This is a genomic window from Amycolatopsis sp. NPDC043885 (assembly GCF_056435685.1).
Genome location: NZ_JBWKEA010000005.1, coordinates 185,832 through 202,326 on the forward strand (window position 1 = coordinate 185,832; position 16,495 = coordinate 202,326).

Genomic DNA, 16,495 nt, shown 5'->3' on the forward strand with positions numbered 1-16,495 from the left:
CGACACCGCCCGAGGTGCGGCGAGAAGCGGGGAGTGAGACATGGCTATCAGCGACCGGCGGGCATCACACCCGAAAGCGAGCAACTGGGACAAGGTGTCGCGCCGGCCGTCCAGCGCCACCTTGACGAACAGGGACGTCTACGACGACCAGCAGCTCGACCGCGGCAAACTCCAGACCCGACGTTCCAGGAGACCTGGTCTGATCGCCGCCGCCGTCGCTGCTGTCCTCGCAGCTGCCGCGGTCTGGATAGTGTATTCGGTCGTCGCCTCCGCTGTCCTCTCCGCAGGCGCGACGATCACCGCCGGTTCGCGTGACCACAGCGGCACACCGAAGACCTACTACGTGGAAGAGAAGACGACCGGCGCCAACGGCACGGTGAGGCCGTGCTACCGGCCTCTGACAGAACGCACTCTCCCCGACACCCGTTCGAAGTGCTATTCCACGCCTGGCGAGGTACCTGTTCCCGCTTGGTGGTCCCAGCAACGGAACAACGACGGCGGGAGCAACCCAGAGATCCCTGAGCGCGGTGCCCTGAGCGTGGGCGAGCAAATGGCCAGCGTCTCCCTGGTCAAGCTTGTCGTCGCCCTCGGCTCTGGCTCCCTGGCCCTGATCATCCTCGCGACCTGGTTCTGGCGCCGTGTCGCCGCGGCGAACCTGATGAACACCACGGACGACATCAACCAATATCAAAACGACCAGCACATAGCGCTTCCCCAGGAGATCCAGCGCAAGTACGACTGGTTCCCGGACGCCGGCGCACACTCCGCCGTGCAGGTCAGCTCGATGATCAGTCACATGATGCTCCGGAACAAGGGACTGGGCACGGTGACGGTGTACCGGCGCGCGGAGACCGACATCCTCGATGAGGACGGAAGTGTCCTCTACTACGCCGGTGAGATCATGGAGGACTCCGCGGGAAATCCGATCACCACGTCAGAACCAATCATCGACGAGCGGTTCGGAGACGACCTGTTCGAGACGTCGGGCCTGCCCCGGGACAAGAACCTGCGCGAGAAGTACGACACGACGCTGATCCCGTACAACCCCGGCGGGAAGCTCCACGACAAGCTCGGCACCCACGAGACCGTCGCCGATCTCATCAGGGCCGACTGGACCCTGCCGAAGTTTGAAGTCCAGCGACCGGCGGGTGCCTACATCGTGGACACCGCCCCGGTTAACACGATGGTTCTGGCCATCACCCGCGCAGGCAAGGGACAGACCTATATAGAGCCGTTGCTGGATATGTGGAGCAGGGAGATCAAGCCGTCGAACATGGTGGTCAACGATCCCAAAGGCGAACTGCTGGTGAAGAACTACGTCCCCCTGGTCACGCGCGGCTTCGAGCCCGTTCAGTTCAACCTCATCAACGCCATGAAGACCGACATCTACAACGTGCTCGGCCTGGCAGCCGAGGCTGCCCGCGAGGGTGATTCGACCAAGTGCGCACTGTACGTGGAGAACATCGCCGACGTGTTCTTCCCGCTCGACGGCGGCGAGGACCCGGTGTGGCCCAACGCTGCGAACAACGCCTTCAAACGCGCAGCCTACGGCCTCATCGACTTCTACCTGGAAGAAGAACGCGAACTGCGCGAGGTCGCCTCGTTGACCGGCATGGATCTGGAGACACTGGAGCAGCGTCTCGATGACATGTGGGGAAAGGTCTCTCTCTACAACTGTTATCAGCTCTTCGTTCAATTGACGTCGAAGAAACTCAAGAATCCCGCAGCGGAACTTGAGAAGCGAATCAAAGCCGGGGAGTTCGAGGACGACCTGCCACTACTGGAGGCCGAACAGGCAAAGGTCGCGGAGCAGGAGTTCTTGTGGGAAGGCCGTGCTGAGCAAGACATGCTGACACTGTTCTTCAACGCGACCGAGGCACTGCCGACGAACACGATGCGAACGCTGATCGGCAACGCCAACAACGCGCTACGTGCCATGGCAGGTGCCGAGAAGATGCTCGCCTCAGTTTATGGCATCGCGATCACGGCGATGTCATTCTTCACCGATCCCACGATCTCGACCCTGACATCCGGAAAACCGTCACAGAATACCGATCTGGGCGGGTTGAGCTTCCCCCGGCGCTTCGGCGTTCGCTTCGCGCCGAACTACCTCAAACGGGATCATCTCAAGGGCCTGCAGTCGGTGTGGTCGGCATACCAGGACCCGATGTTCTCCGCGTCCCTCGGCGCGGAGTTCGAGCACACCGACATCGTCACGACCGAGGGGTGGACACGCTACTACTTCAAGGGAAAGTTTCCAGCCGACGAAGCATGGATCAAACTCGAACTCGTCAACCCGCAGTCAAAGATGCTAGTGCGCGTATTCTTCTTCCACTTCAAGAAGAACTATCAGGTATCGCTCAACGGCCGGCACTACGTGATCGAGCCTGTCACGGGCAAGAAGGTCATCAAGAACGGCGTTCTACGCGAGGTACGCCCAGTACGTGACGGCCGGACCGCAGACGAGAAAATCGTGTCGTTCGAGCCCGGGGACACGATGTACCCGCACACGCGGCTGGACTTCTCCGGCGGAGGGAACCCAGAGAAGGTCTCCGGTGAGGCCAGGGCAATCACCCGCACGACCGTGCGGTATTCCGAGTCGCCCAAAGCTGTGTTTCTGGTGACCCCACCGCATCTGATGAAGTACGCGAAGCTGATCCTCATCTTGATCAAGCAGCTTGTCGACTTGAACTTCGACAAGAGCTACATGACCAAAAGTAGTCAGAAACCGCTGTACAAGACACGATTCATGCTCGACGAACTAGGCAATCTGCAGTCGGAAGGGCACGGCATCGCCGGCTTCGCGACGATGCTCTCCATCGGACTGGGACAGGATCAGCAGTTCACGCTCGTTCTCCAGACCCTGCAGCAACTGCGCGATGTCTACGGCGAGAGTGTGGACAAAATCGTCCAGGGAAACACCTCCAACATCGTCTTTCTCAAGTCGACCGACGACTCCATGATCGAGCAGCTGGAAAAGATGAGCGGCCGAACACACCGGTCATACGTTGACTCCAAGCAGATCAGCAAGGACCTGGACAGGATCGTCGGCGGAAAGACCGAAGGGCGTGTCTCGTACACCATGAACACCAAGGATGAGCCGCTCATCTCCTACAACGACTTGGCGTTCCTCCCGCCGCGCAACTCGATCGTCTTTCGCGCCGGTGACGCTCCCGTGTGGAATCGCAACCAGACGATCCTGCCGATGTCATGGCGGCTGTTTCGGGACACGATCACCCACCCCGGACACGAGTACTCCCTGCAGACGATCCCCACGTTGTCGTCCGCCGTCGATTTCGACGTGCGCATGAACCAGCCTGACTTCGTGAAGATGCTGGACAAGCGGATGCGGCAGGCCGTCCGCGCTGCGGATGCCAAGACCCTCTACCAGCAGACCTACGGGTACAAGGACGTCGACATCGAGCGTCTCGATCCTGACGTCTACGCCGACGAGGTCATGGAAGTCATCACGATGATGACCGCGGTCGTCGACGATCGGGCACCGGACACCCCGGTGGTCGTCGATCCCGAGGAGTACGGGGCGACCATGATGTTCAGCGAAGACGACTTCGTCGACAACGTCCTGGTCGCCACGGAGCTCGCTGAACGCGCGGCGGCCAACACCGTGCGGCAGCGCCGGATCTACGCCGAGGGAACCATCAGCAGGGAAATGCTGGTCAACCCGGACGGATCCGCGAAGATCAAGAGCCTCGACATCCAGTTCAGTGAGGCATACAAGTCTTGTCAGGTCGACCTCGAGCGGGACGAGGAGCACTTCACGGTCGGCCGGGACGGCGAGTTGCTCAGCGCTGATGGCACAAGGACTTACATCAGCCACGTGCGATCCGCTCAATTCCGCGACGCGGTCCGCAAGATCAACGGCAAGATCCGGGATCCAGCAGCCCGGATCTACGCCGACGAGGACATCACCGCCGAAGATCTGCAGTCGCTGAGCACCGTGAGGATCCACACGGCCTTCTACCAGTATCTGGCATCCCTTCCGAGTTGGGAGTTGCTGGCCGACGGGGCATTCGACCGGGCGATGGCAGTGGAGATGAGAGCAAACTAGTCGCCGACGAACCGAGACACCCGCCAGCTTCGGTTGTCGCGGCCCCCTTGACGCCGCAGCCGGCCACCAGAATGGCGACTTCAGTCATTCAATCACGTATCACTCTCCTATCGATAGACACGATATGCTGCGTAGAGGGCTATCGGATCCAAGATTCACAGGAGGCTGGCACAGATGAAGAAGGCACACGGGCTGCGCAGGTACTTCTACGAGTACATCGTATTCAAGGCGGTCGAACAGGCCCGGCACCAGACAGGGCAGATCATCCCGATCTCGCAGGCCAAAGCCATCCGCCACCGCGTCGACGGGATCCTGCGCGATCAGGGCACGACGATGGCCGATCCCCGCCTGACCGTGACTGACTGCCTCACCGCCATCGACCAGGCCTTCGCAGAGCGCGTTCCCGGCTACGCACCCCAGTTCGGCGATCATAGCCCCGGCGATCAACGCTACCAGCGCTTGCAGGAGGAGTTCACACAGATCACCGGTGTCGGGGCCCGCGCGGATCCGACCTCCTCCCGGTTGCCGATCAGCCCCTACGACCCCGCCTGGTCAGAACGCGCCACGGTGAAGCGCGCGGGCACCGGTCTTGTCTACCTCACCGACGAGACGATCGCGCGGGTATCGGACGGCGAGGTGGACACGCTCGCCGACCCGAGGCGAGGGAACATGAAGCTGTGGCGTCTCGACGACGAGGGCGTTCCGCGCGAGGCCGGCCGGGCGATGACCGACGACGACGCGGCAGGGCTCACCGCACTCATGGACAAGATGAGCCGCCAGGAGTACGAGCAGATCCGAGAATGGGTCATCGACGGCGGGCGTGATCCGCAGACCGCCAGGGTCGACCGCAATCGGTTCATGTCGGCACGCGCGGTGCAGCGGTGTGCCGCGCTGCTCGATGAGCTCAAGTCCCAGGGTGTGGCCTATACGGTGGTACGGGATCGCGACCCAGGCCAGATCAAAGCCAAGATCGCCGGCACCGGCATGGAGATCCGGCTCATCGACACCCGGCAGGAGGAGTACGCCGGGGCACGAATCTACGACAACGGCACGGTCCTGCGTTACTCCACCAACTATCGGGTCCCCGGGGGTATGGCGGTCCCGTCCCCGACGGCGGCGGAGGCCGTCAGGTTGCTGCGCTTTGCCCAGGGCCGTCGTGTCGACCGTGACGACAGTCCCGGCGTCGCGGTCGGCGAGATCGGCACAACACACCCCGAGCACGGTCGTGGCCGCACAATTCTCGACGTCCCCGATAGCTACCATCTCGACCGGGAGTCGATGTTCGTCGTCGGCGACTACGTGGTTCCAGGCGAGTCGCGCCCTCGTCCCGGATCGAAGATTCTCCTCCGGCGTGACGCCAAGAACCGCACACTTCCGGCCTTCTTCGTCGACCCCGACGCCGCCGAGGCCTACACGCGCGAGGCCGTGGAAAGCGCGCGGGAGAACCTGCGTTCCGCACTCGACGTCGAGACACTCATCGCGCACGCCGAGGCCGAGTGGACACGCACGGGAGGGGTCGCCGAGGATCTGGAGCCACCCCGGTATGCCGCCGATGACGAGATCGCGGCGATTCAGGGTTCGTACTGGGAGGTGCTCACCGGGACCCGCGACGAGCTGCTCCGCCCGGGCGCGACCGAAGCGATGTATCGGGAACGCCTGGATCAGATCGGCGAACTGCGGGCGGACGAAGTCCCTGACCTGGGGAACCTCGCCTATGCGGGTTCGGCTGCCGACAAGGTCCGCGACCACGCCGACGATGTCGCCTTCGAACTCATCGGGACCTGGGAGCCGCAACCTCACGCCGTCGACGACGAGTGGATCGACCAGCGTTTCGATCCGGCACGCGTGGCGAAGTACATGACCAGCCCGGCCGGCCAGTGGTCGAACCTCGACAATCTCGCAGCTGCCCTGCGCCGCTGCTCCATCGCCCCTGACGAGCTGCTGGGGTCGGGCTTCCAGGCGAGGCGGTTCAAGGACCGGATCGTCACCTTCGACGCGGACGCCGCCATTCCGATCGCCCAGCACGCGTCCTCTTTCGTGCGGCGGATCGGCGAGACGGTGCACGACACTCTGGCCCGCCACGCCACGACACCCAAGGACATCCTCGTCGACCCCCAGGGCATCATCCGCTGGAGCGGCGAGAAACTGCGGCGGGACGGAACAGCGGTCCCCATCACCGGTGAACTCGGCCAGGTATTCGAACCAGGCGAGTACGGCGAGATCATCACCCGGTTCGCCAGCGGCGAGAACGCGCTCATCGTTCCGGGCTACGAAGCCAGGATCACCGCACAGACGCCAGGCGAAGCCCCGACATCGGTCGAGGAACGGACGATCCTGCGCGGCTACGAGCAGCTCATGCACGAACGAATCCAGTATCAGCTCGCCGGCGATCTCGTGTCCGGCCGAAGCCAGGTCGGCGAACCCGCCTCACTCAACACGGTCTACTCACAGCTTTACAGCACGAAGCACCCGGTGGATTTCATCGAGCGTGCCACCTCCTCCCAACGCGATGATCTCACCGGCGAGGTCCGCACCTCGGTCGATGCCTGGACGGCCACGATCCTGCGCACCGAGGGGAGGCGAGTGCGCTACGCGAACGAGATCAAGCAGGGCGCGACGATCTACGCCGAGTACCGAGCCGAGCGAGATCACACTGACCCCGCCAACGACAACTACTTCGACCCCTGGCGTCTTGCCGGTGGCCGTAACATGGCCGTCCTGACCGCGACGGACATGAACCAGGTCCCCGCGCCCGGCGGATACTTCGACCCCGTCATGACCGGTGGTGCGACTAACCAGGGCATCGTCCGGTATCTGACCGAGGACGCCGTGGTGAACGCCGACGGCACGATTCTTCCCGGCGACCCGGCCACGGTGACCGGGAGCCGGGCCCCGCTCATGAGCAGGCCCGAACTCGCGACATTGCGGTACGACCCTTTCGACCGGCAGCAAATGACAGCGTCGACGATCATGCAGTCGTCGGCGGTCACCCCGCCGACAGGTACGGCGCTGATGACCTTCGGCGGGTGGACAGCGGACGATCCGATCGTCATCAGCCGTGAGTTCGCGGAGACGCACCGGATCCGCGGAGCCGGCGGCCAGCTGCGCGACCTCGTCGTCGGCGACAAGCTGTCCGACCTTCATGGCAACAAAGGCGTGGTCTCCCTTGTCGTCGATCGGCACATGAAACCGTCCCACGCCCGCGAGCACGGTATCGAACACGAGGTGGCCTGGTTCGCGGCCAATCCGGATCTCGATGTCGTCATGAGCCCGTTCTCTCTCATCTCCCGACGCAACGCCGGGTCCGCGCGGGAACTCATGAACGGACCGGTGGCAGATTTGTCCTCCCCCGGTGGCGACCACACCACCGGTGCTCTTGGGCAGATGCGGTTCGTCATCACGCACATGGCGGTCGACGACAAGACCAAGGTCTACGACGACGAACAGGTCCGTTCCGGGAAGGGACGGAAAGCCTCCTCTCAGCTGGCCTGGGCCTTGCAGTCGCAGCAGTGCCCCGAGATCATGCGCGAATTCTACGGACACAACGGCGGGGCAGAGTCGAACCTCCGGGAATTTCTCCTGGTGACAGGCTTGGACATGGAAGCCGATGGGACATTACGCATCGTCGGACAAGCCGATGGCATCGACGAGCGACCCGAACGCCGGCTGATCCCGATGCCGGAGCTGCTGCGCACGCAACCGCGCAAGGAAGGACAGCCCCCGGGACTCAACACCACGGCGATGCGGAGGTCGTTCGGCAACCTCATCGGCGACCGGGGAGGAGACCTGGAGATCCCGTTCGCCCTGGTCTATCCCACAGGTGAGCAGACCGAAACGCTCAGCGCGACGTCGTGGAAACTACCTGTCCTGTCATCACATTTGCGCAGTGGTCAGGAGTTCGACGACGGGACCTCGGTCACGCATGACTACACACGTAGCTATCAGGATGTCTTCGTCGAGGCATGCCGATATCGGTACATGGCCGAATACCTAGACGGTGCGGGTTTGCCGCCGCAGAAGCGTGCGGAGGTCCGCCAGAGCATGAGCGAGTCGGTGTCGCGCGCCCAGCGTGCGTTCGAGGCCATCACGACCGACGTTCGGAGCCGCATGCTCACCGGGAAGAACAACATCTTCAAGACCGGACTGATGTCCTCCCGGCTCTCGGACTCGGCGACCATGGTGTGGACAGCGGATCCGCGGCTCGACATCGATCAGATCGCTCTCAGCTCGGTCAAGGCTCACCAACTGGGCCTGGCCGAAGGCGACCACGCGTTGGTCTGGCGCGACCCCGTTCTGCGCGACGCGGGCGTCCGCTACATGCGGATCGCGATCGACGACCGTCTCACCGGAGCCGCGATCAACCCGGTGATGGATCAGTGCTTCGACGGCGACTTCGACGGCGACGCAGTCGCCGTCGTCAGACTGCACGGCGAGACGGCCAGGGCCGAAGCGCGCCAGAAGCTCACGGTGCCGGCGAATCTCCTGGACTGCGGCGTGACGGGCCCGGACGGGGCCCACCCTCTGGCCATGCAGGTGTCACTCGACACCCAGGTCGCACTATCGAAGAACCCGGAGCTGGCCGACGACCTGGACAGCGCACGCAACGAGGCCAACAGGATCAGGACCCATGCGATGACCGGGACCGAGACACCGGCAGAGGTACGGCTTGCTCAGCAGGTCGTCACTGAAGAGTTGAGCGACCTGTATCGGAACGCACAGCGCAACGAGTTCGGCACCGCGTTGAGGTTCTCTTCCCGTGAAGAGCATCTGCTCAGCGTGCGGCAGGTCTGTGTCGACACAGGCGCGAAGGGCAACGAGAAGAAGCTCCAGGACTACGCCCGCAACCTCGGCGACGAGCGAGGCACACCCGGCATCACTCAAGCCGACCAGGAGGCCTCGATGTTCGCCACGGCGATCAAGGCCCACGGCACCGGCCTCGGTGGCTCGTTCAGCCAGCGGGCGGTGCGCGCCCTACGCAACGAGGATCTCAAGGCCGTCCTCGAGGTCACCTACCCGGTGACCCAGTCGATCCTCCAGGCCAAACACGACGCCGCGGAAGCCCGGCACAAATATGCCATGCTCCAAGGCCCGGGGCGGGACCTGTGGCGCGGTCGGAAGCTCGAGCACATCGGCCCAAATCAGTGGCGCGCAGCTGTCATTGACGGCGAACCAGTGCAGGCCACTGTCACTGAGTGGGAAACACAATTCAGGACCTTCTACGAGTCCAACGAGGGATTCGGGGTCACGGTCAACCCGCTCTACGTCTCCCGGGTGGCCCGCGCCTTGCAGGACCCGGCTACTGGACTCATCCGCAACCTCGAGAACGATGCTGCGCTGGCGGGCACCGTCATGGACCGCATGGCCTACGGCGGAACTTTCGACGACCTTCTCCAGGCCGCCGCGAACCGCGAGAACCTCTACGACGGCGACAGGAACGAGCAGTTCGCACCAGCCGCGACACGCAAGGTCCGGGCCGCCCTGGAGCACGCGGTCAGCATTATTGACCAGCGTGGCCGAGAGTCACTCACAGCGGACATCACGCTGGACGCCTCGGTCGTCAAGCCCGACGTCCTCGGGGACGAGGCCGGCACACGAGCGACGGTCCGGCGCTCACCTCACGCGATCAGTGTCAATTCCACCCGCCCGCGCCGCATGTCGCAGGCCGGGCCCAGTGAGCAACTACCTGGCGACGAACTCTCGATGGAGGTCTGACATGGCCGAGAACAAAGATCTCGTGATCGCTCCGGCGCACCGTCGGCGGGTGACGAAGAACCTCCCTGCAGCGGAAGCAGCGGGTTCGGGCCGGCAAGCACCACGGCCAGGCCGAGGGCAGCAGAACGCCTACGCCGGATGGCGGCCCGGTGATGAGTACGACGTGGCGGATGCCGAGATCGTCGACGAGAGAGAGCAATCAGCGGCGCCGAACTCAACCCGGGAGCGCCTTCGTCAACGGGCACGCGAATTCTTCCGCGCGGCAGCGCAGGAGCGCACCGCGGCTGCCAAGCCGTTCCGCGATTCGGCCGTGGAGGGGCTCGATGACCCCGACGCCTCGCACAGTGGCGAACCGCTGCGCGAACTATGGGTGGCGACTCGTGCCGCAGGTGAGAAGTATATGAGCTCTCTGCGGGACTCGAAACTACTGGTACCGGGCTTCAACGACGAGGAACGCGACCGGGAAATCGACGCCATGCACGAGGTCTACACACAGATGATGATGCAGGCATGTCTCAAACCGCTGAAACACGGTGTCAGTCCCAGTGCCATCATCCAAGCCGTCGGGATGATGACCGCGATGCGGATGCTGTCACCCGACTTCGCAACCGAGATGGACCAGTATCTCCAACCCTTGCGCGACAGGATCCGAGACCATCTCGACGCGCGGGCCGCGTCGGTACGCGCGTCCGCGGAATTGCAGGCCGAGAAGCACAACGAACTGGTGGACGCGGGCACCGAGGCGGCCATTCGGAAAAGGCCAGCACTCGCCGATGATCCGGTCTTCATCTCGGGCCGCGAAGCGAAGAAGACCGACCGCGACGCCTATCTATCGGCGAAATGGCGACGTCGGCTCCAGGACCTGGAGCACCGGGAGCGCGGCAACCGTGAGCTGTTCACAGCCGAAACGGCCGCGATGACCGAAGTCTCCCTCATGGAGAACGCGTTCTGGAAGATGCGGGAGCAACACCGCGACAGCGAGCAGATCTACGCAAGCTACCGGGCATTGCGCCAGCGCCTGCGAACTCAGATGTCCGACGACGGTCTGGACCGCCAGGAGGTCGTCACCCGGGCCCGGATGATCATCGGCCAGCGCCTGGAGACCGAACCCGAGCTGCGGCTGATGTTCAACGGAATCGCCCACGGCCGGATCACCAAGGCCCCCTCGCACCGCGAGGGGATCGCAGGCACTGACCGGTATTACGAAACGTGGACAGGAGAGTTCGACGATCAGCTTGGACGCCGGATTCCCGACGACGCCATGTTCACCCTGCGGCGCCCCATGGACGCCGACACCCACCAGGTCCAGCTCGCGGACACGATGGCAGTTTCCATGCTCGACGGGCTGCGGCGAGATGACCAAGAAGCGTACTGCGGTAGCGTCATGGGCTATCTGGTCGGGTTTGCCGCGCGGAAGTCCGGCCAGGACACCCACGGCCTACCAGACTTCCTCCGGCACCGACTCGACCAATCGATGTCCATGCTCGCGAGCATGGACATCGACGGATTGCCCCCGGACGCACAACAAGAGGTCTACTCCAACGCCTTCACCGACGCGATGGAGACCGTCGCCGCGAGCCATCCAGGTGTCGACAGGGTCCTGCGAGTCAACTTCGGCGCACGCTGGCAGGCGACACTGCAGGCCGCGGTCGACGATCCACCCGGCTTCATCCACGGGATGTGCACACGCCCCAGGGTCTACCACGCGGGACCCGAACAACCCGCAGAGCAGAGCGCCCGATTTGACTGGGGATGGTCGGACAGACGACCCGACACCGACCAACAGCAGCCGACGTAAAACTTCCGGCGACAGAACGAGAGATGGCGAACAATGACCAACGACCAGCTGGCCGATCCGCAGCACTCTTCCTATGGATCGAGTTTCGCCCGGATGTTCGGCTACGTCACGCCCGAGGACCGCAACCGCTGGGAACAGCAGCGCGAGCAGAACAGGCCTCGCGTGAACGCGGCCAAACTAGCCATGAAGGCGTCGGTCGCATCGACGCTGGAGTTCGGCGAGAGGACTGTCCATGCCAGGCTCGACGCCGCGCACCGTGTAGCGGCACAGCGGGAGTTCGACACTGCACACAACAAGGTCGTGCGTAAACGATGCGATCCAGGCAGCCAATCGATCATCGAGACAGTGGACTACGAGCCAAAGGACCAACGAGCAACACTTGAGGCGGACCTGGAACTGTAGCCGAACGACGTCCTGTCTGTGAGGCGAGCTCACATACCTCGGCAAAAAAGGTACTCCCAGTGATGCGAGAGCATCACTGGGAGTACCGGCGTATAGGGGAAGGTAGCGAGTCACTGTCGATGATCCTGGTGCAGGTCGCCGAATACCAACCACTGGCGAGTATCGCCTCCAGCTGCTCCAGCTCTGTCGCGCTAGGACGGTCAGCTGGTCGCGCGTGCGTGAGAACTTTGCTACACGGCGGGCATCCGACATCCGGCTGGAAAGGACTTGACGACCTTCGCTCACGGCCCAGCGCGCCAGATCGTGGGTTCATCGGAAGGCTCCACGCCGCCAGCCATCAATCCACGCTGCGCCGGTGAACGGCCCGCTACGGGTTCGTCCAGGGCCGACAGCTCCGCAAGGGTGTATCCGACAGGCCGGCCAAGACGCTGCCCAGCGAGATGGTAGACGCGCCCGTTCGCCCGCTCCCCCACGGCGATTATCTCGCGGCGGAAGACTCCATCGGGTTCTCTTGGGGGGACATCACGCCAGACGATGCGGTGTGACGGCTTCGCGGTCGGGTCTGCGTGGATGTAGGAGGTTCGACAGTCAGACAGGTCCGGGTAGCTGCTGAGGTACTCGAGGCTCTTCGTTCCCGGATCCCCGTTTCTGAGGCCCACCAGAGTGTTGATGGTCGCCCGCAGGAGATTCCTGGCCCGCACGTCATGGGGATTCCGTCGTACACGATCGTTGAGCACGGTCAGATCCTGCTGCACGCCCGGTGACACCTCGAAGTCGAGATCCCGACGGTCACTCATCACCCAGCTGCCTCAACATCATGCTCCGGGCAGGCTCGTCGAGGCCCTCGGCAAGCTGTTCCAGTGTCATACCGTTCGCCGAGGCGGCCGTGTCGCGAACCAGATCAGATTCCTGAACACGGCGTGTGACCTCGCCTTGGAACTCGGCTTCCTTGCCGACGTAGGTTGCGTGGTCGCTCCTCATGAGACGCACGAACGCCTCGAACGGGATGACAGCTGCCTCGGGCACATTGTCATCCCCGAAGATCAAGGGCTTAATCTCACCGCTCCGGTAGCGCTGCAGCAAGGCGCCGAGATACTCGCCGGAGATGCGGCTCGTCGGAACGACATTGACGGTGAACCTGGGAAGGGAGCCGCCCGGCACCCTATCGTTGTGAGTCATATCGCAAGTCTATTCGCTATCGATTGGATTGTCATGGTCTGTTCAGAGACGAAGCGCGCCATTGACGACGATTCCGGTGCCGCGTTGCCAGGACTGCGTAGATTCTGACGCATCGTTCTCGCAGTTCTGGCACCAGCGCGGACAGATTTCCAGGCGGCTTCCACTGGCGAGAGCGCCACAGTGGCATGGTGCTGACGGTCCGTCCATCCAGGTGCGGGACGAGCTTCGTGGATACGTGCCTCAGCGCGGCAGCCGCGCGCTACCCGGCGATCTGTCTCTAAGCCACTACCAGTAGCGTTGGCCCTGGCGAACACCGGTTGCACCGGTAGGTCAGCGTCACGCTGGCATGCAGGGGCGGTAGTCGGCGTGCATGGTCACATCCCCACGCAACGCCGTACTCGCCGACGAGCATCGGGCCTCCGTTACCGCACCAGGGGCAGTTACCGTGGCCCACGGGATTAAGGATCGCTCCGATGTCGTTGCGGGACATACGGAGATGTTCAATGGTTCTCGTGGAACTGATAGGCACGGGAGGCTTCTTCCTGTTGCTACGGCACACCCTCACCGCCGTCACGGCCGTGCCGCAATACGGCGAGAGGTTGCCCTATTCCGGTTTCGAATCGCGTTGTCGCCGGATTCCGCATGCCACTGACGACATCCGGGGCCAGGGAACAGCGCTGTCACTTACACAGTGCAAGACTTTCTCGTCGTGAAGTCGCGGTCGTTACAGCCCAACCTCACGCTGGCGATAAAACCTAGCCGTCAGGTCGACGCAATAGCATGCGAATACGAAAGTCTCGTCGCGGGTCGTCAGGTGCCAGTCCCAGCATGCGCCTGGTCCGAAAATGTCACGTTGCTCGGATTGCCGCAGCCACTCGCGTGCATCTGACTCTGACGTGTGCTCCAGGCTTCGAGACCCGAAGGTGCCGAGACGCCGTCGCCGCGAAGCACACGTGGCCTATGGTCGACGGTATGGCGCCGAAACTTGGCATAGACCTCGACATGGGGGTTGGTCGGCTTCATCATCCTGGTCGCCACTCCTTCTCACGGATTTCCTATATCGACTCACCACAAGGTCCGGCCACTTACCCTCGGCTACAGAGCCGCCTGTTCCAGCCGTCAAGCACGTGAGCCGGCGTTGGCCATACGTCGCACTGGTCGAGTGTGAGGGTGTCGCCGTGGATGACCAACGCGGGTATGTGCAGCAGGGTCAGCTGGATATAGGTCATGTGCACGGCAGTGAGTTCCAGGTCGCGTGCTGTGACGTGAATTGCCTTCTGGTAGTTCACGTCAGATCGGCCGAGAAGGTCGGCTGCGGCGATAATCATTCCCCCGGCTCCGCAGGTAGGCTCGTACACCGTCACGAAGTCCAGCTCGTCGAGCCTGCGAGTCATGTCTGCGACGATCACTGACGCACTGAGAAGGCTCGCGTCATAGGGGGTGAAGTACTGCCCGACACGTTGATTACCTAGCTCAAGTGTCATGTATAGCTCCCCAAGCACATCGCTGAGCTTTCTGTCAAGCTCCTGCACAAGGTGCGCCAGAGCCTGTCCGAAGTGCTCGATCTCAGCGGCCGTGTAGCCGTCGGCGATCGTCAGGTAGTGGTCCCGGCATCGATCGGCATTGGCACGATCGACCGCGGCTCTGATCTCGAAGGCGGCCAAGGCACAGAAGTCCTGGAACACCTGCGTAGTCCGGCGTTCACCGCCGGCCGTGTTCGCTTCGATGATCGACCTCATGGCGGCTACATGTCCGCTCATGACAGTTCAGTGCCGCTCTCGGTCGTCATTTCTGTCACTTCTTCACCGAGGTTCTGCGCGAGGAATTCACTCGTCCTCGGATCGAACCCATACTGTCGCGAATAGCCGTCGAGGTACTCGAGCGGTGGGTCATAGCCGGGCTTAGGACGAACCTTGCTGAGGATGTTCACAATCCACTCGTAGTCATCGCCCGACCATTCTGTGCGGGTTCCGAGGCCGAGGGCCAGGGCGTCGACGATGTCGGTATCCGTTATACAGTCCTGACTTCCGGAATTCCGCAAGGAAGGCTCACTGCAGTCCGGAACGAATCCCATTTCCTGGAGCACAGGAATCGGCAACTGACTAGTGTTCCAGATTTTTTCGGCCGCATCTGTCGGGGAGTCACCGGAAGACAGTCCTCCGGACACGTAGAGGCGGTAGCCGGCGACCACGGTCGAGGCAGTTTCGCGTGAGGCCAAAGCTTCTTCGAGGCCGTCGATGATGGAGAGGCAGGCACGTCGAGCAAGTTCAAGTAATGGCTGCCCGTTCGGGTCCAGTACGTCGCTGGCCGGGTCGAGATCAGGCAGCAGATTTCTGATTCTGCTCTCGACGTCGTCGGTGTTGTCAAATGTGAACTGTGTGACGTCGTCGATCGATCCGATCAGCAATCGTCCCTTATGGAAGTCCGGAGGCTCGGTGCGCTGGACCGAAACGGCGATTGCGGCGAGGTACATGTCGGCGCCCATGGGTGTCCTTCGTGTAGTGCTTTGTCGAGGAGGTGGGGTGATGAAGACCGAGGCGGCATCCGCAAGATCAGCGGTGAATGCCAGGAACATCAATGGATCGGCATCAAGGCAAAGCTCGACGGCAGAGCTAAGGCGTCGTCTGCCCTGATGTTTCGAGAAAGGAAAATGCGCCTTTGCCCTGGGGATGGTCCGGATCACTCCGCTCGTCCGCCAGGATGCCTGCCCTGCTGTCATTCCACGGCCTGGGCCAGCGCAGTGCAGTTGTGTCAACGGGCGACGTACGGCCGCTCCGGCGATAGCGTGGTCCGCTAGAACAGTCGTTGGTCACAGGCACAGCAGCTCGAGTCAGCCCACCCGGCGCCGCGCAACGCCGTGATGAGTATCATTCTGCCTCAGCGATCGTCGGTCAGTATCTTCTCCGCCGGCGCTGGAGCCGCCAGCGGTAGAGCGGTCCGGGAACGACGTTGGACTTACGACGGTTGTGGTAACGACACAGCAACTGACCGTTCCACAAAGCGGTTGGACCGCCACGACTCCACGGAACGATGTGGTCGGCCTCGGTTCCCTTCTCCGGGCACCGAGGCCAGAGCAGCGGCTTATGCTCGCAGCGTCCTCCAGCGCGCGTGATCATCACGCGCTTATCTGTCCAAGAAAAGAAGCGATGTGGGTCGAGACGGCGTCGCTTATGGCATACAAGGATCCCGAGCAGCACTAGCCAGGAAACAGCAAACCCTGAGATAAGGAGCATCGATAGGGAGTTAACGTTCATCCGATACCCGCCGTGGTATTGCAATGTCGAAGCGCGCATAGTTGCCGATACGCGCAGATTCTAGAATGCTGACGGCGGTTT

9 protein-coding genes are annotated in these 16,495 nt (G+C 62.8%); 4 read left to right on the forward strand and 5 right to left on the reverse strand.

Annotation, left to right across the window (positions count from 1 at the left end):
* The first annotated feature begins 40 nt into the window (after positions 1 to 40).
* The 4 genes from AC069I_RS18255 (at position 41) to AC069I_RS18270 (ending at position 11,981) form a co-directional block, all read left to right on the forward strand.
* Positions 41 to 4,069 (forward strand): type IV secretory system conjugative DNA transfer family protein, encoded by a 4,029-nt coding sequence (locus AC069I_RS18255; RefSeq protein WP_478265923.1) that lies wholly within the window; start codon positions 41 to 43, stop codon positions 4,067 to 4,069.
* A gap of 174 nt (positions 4,070 to 4,243) precedes the next feature.
* Positions 4,244 to 9,781: a hypothetical protein gene (locus AC069I_RS18260; protein ID WP_478265924.1), complete on the forward strand. Its 5,538-nt coding sequence runs from the start codon at positions 4,244 to 4,246 to the stop codon at positions 9,779 to 9,781.
* A 1-nt stretch (position 9,782) separates the two neighbouring features.
* Complete coding sequence (locus AC069I_RS18265) at positions 9,783 to 11,579, forward strand: hypothetical protein (protein WP_478265925.1); 1,797 nt, start codon at positions 9,783 to 9,785, stop codon at positions 11,577 to 11,579.
* Between the two features lie 33 nt (positions 11,580 to 11,612).
* Positions 11,613 to 11,981 carry a hypothetical protein gene (locus AC069I_RS18270; protein WP_478265926.1) on the forward strand — a complete coding sequence of 123 codons (369 nt, stop codon included), beginning with the start codon at positions 11,613 to 11,615 and terminating at the stop codon, positions 11,979 to 11,981.
* A gap of 281 nt (positions 11,982 to 12,262) precedes the next feature.
* Here the strand turns inward: AC069I_RS18270 and AC069I_RS18275 are convergent, their stop codons facing one another.
* The 5 genes from AC069I_RS18275 to AC069I_RS18295 form a co-directional block, all read right to left on the reverse strand.
* Positions 12,263 to 12,778, reverse strand: coding sequence for a hypothetical protein (locus tag AC069I_RS18275; protein WP_478265927.1), 516 nt, complete (start codon positions 12,776 to 12,778; stop codon positions 12,263 to 12,265).
* Entirely contained in the window at positions 12,771 to 13,160 is a 390-nt protein-coding gene (locus AC069I_RS18280; RefSeq protein WP_478265928.1) for a hypothetical protein, read from the reverse strand. The genes AC069I_RS18275 and AC069I_RS18280 overlap by 8 nt, the downstream gene beginning before the upstream one ends.
* Positions 13,161 to 14,245: 1,085 nt before the next feature.
* Positions 14,246 to 14,899: an N-6 DNA methylase gene (locus AC069I_RS18285; RefSeq protein ID WP_478265929.1), complete on the reverse strand. Its 654-nt coding sequence runs from the start codon at positions 14,897 to 14,899 to the stop codon at positions 14,246 to 14,248.
* 17 nt (positions 14,900 to 14,916) lie between these two features.
* Positions 14,917 to 15,843 (reverse strand): hypothetical protein, encoded by a 927-nt coding sequence (locus AC069I_RS18290; protein ID WP_478265930.1) that lies wholly within the window; start codon positions 15,841 to 15,843, stop codon positions 14,917 to 14,919.
* 208 nt (positions 15,844 to 16,051) lie between these two features.
* Positions 16,052 to 16,453, reverse strand: coding sequence for an HNH endonuclease (locus tag AC069I_RS18295; RefSeq protein ID WP_478265931.1), 402 nt, complete (start codon positions 16,451 to 16,453; stop codon positions 16,052 to 16,054).
* Positions 16,454 to 16,495: the final 42 nt, after the last annotated feature.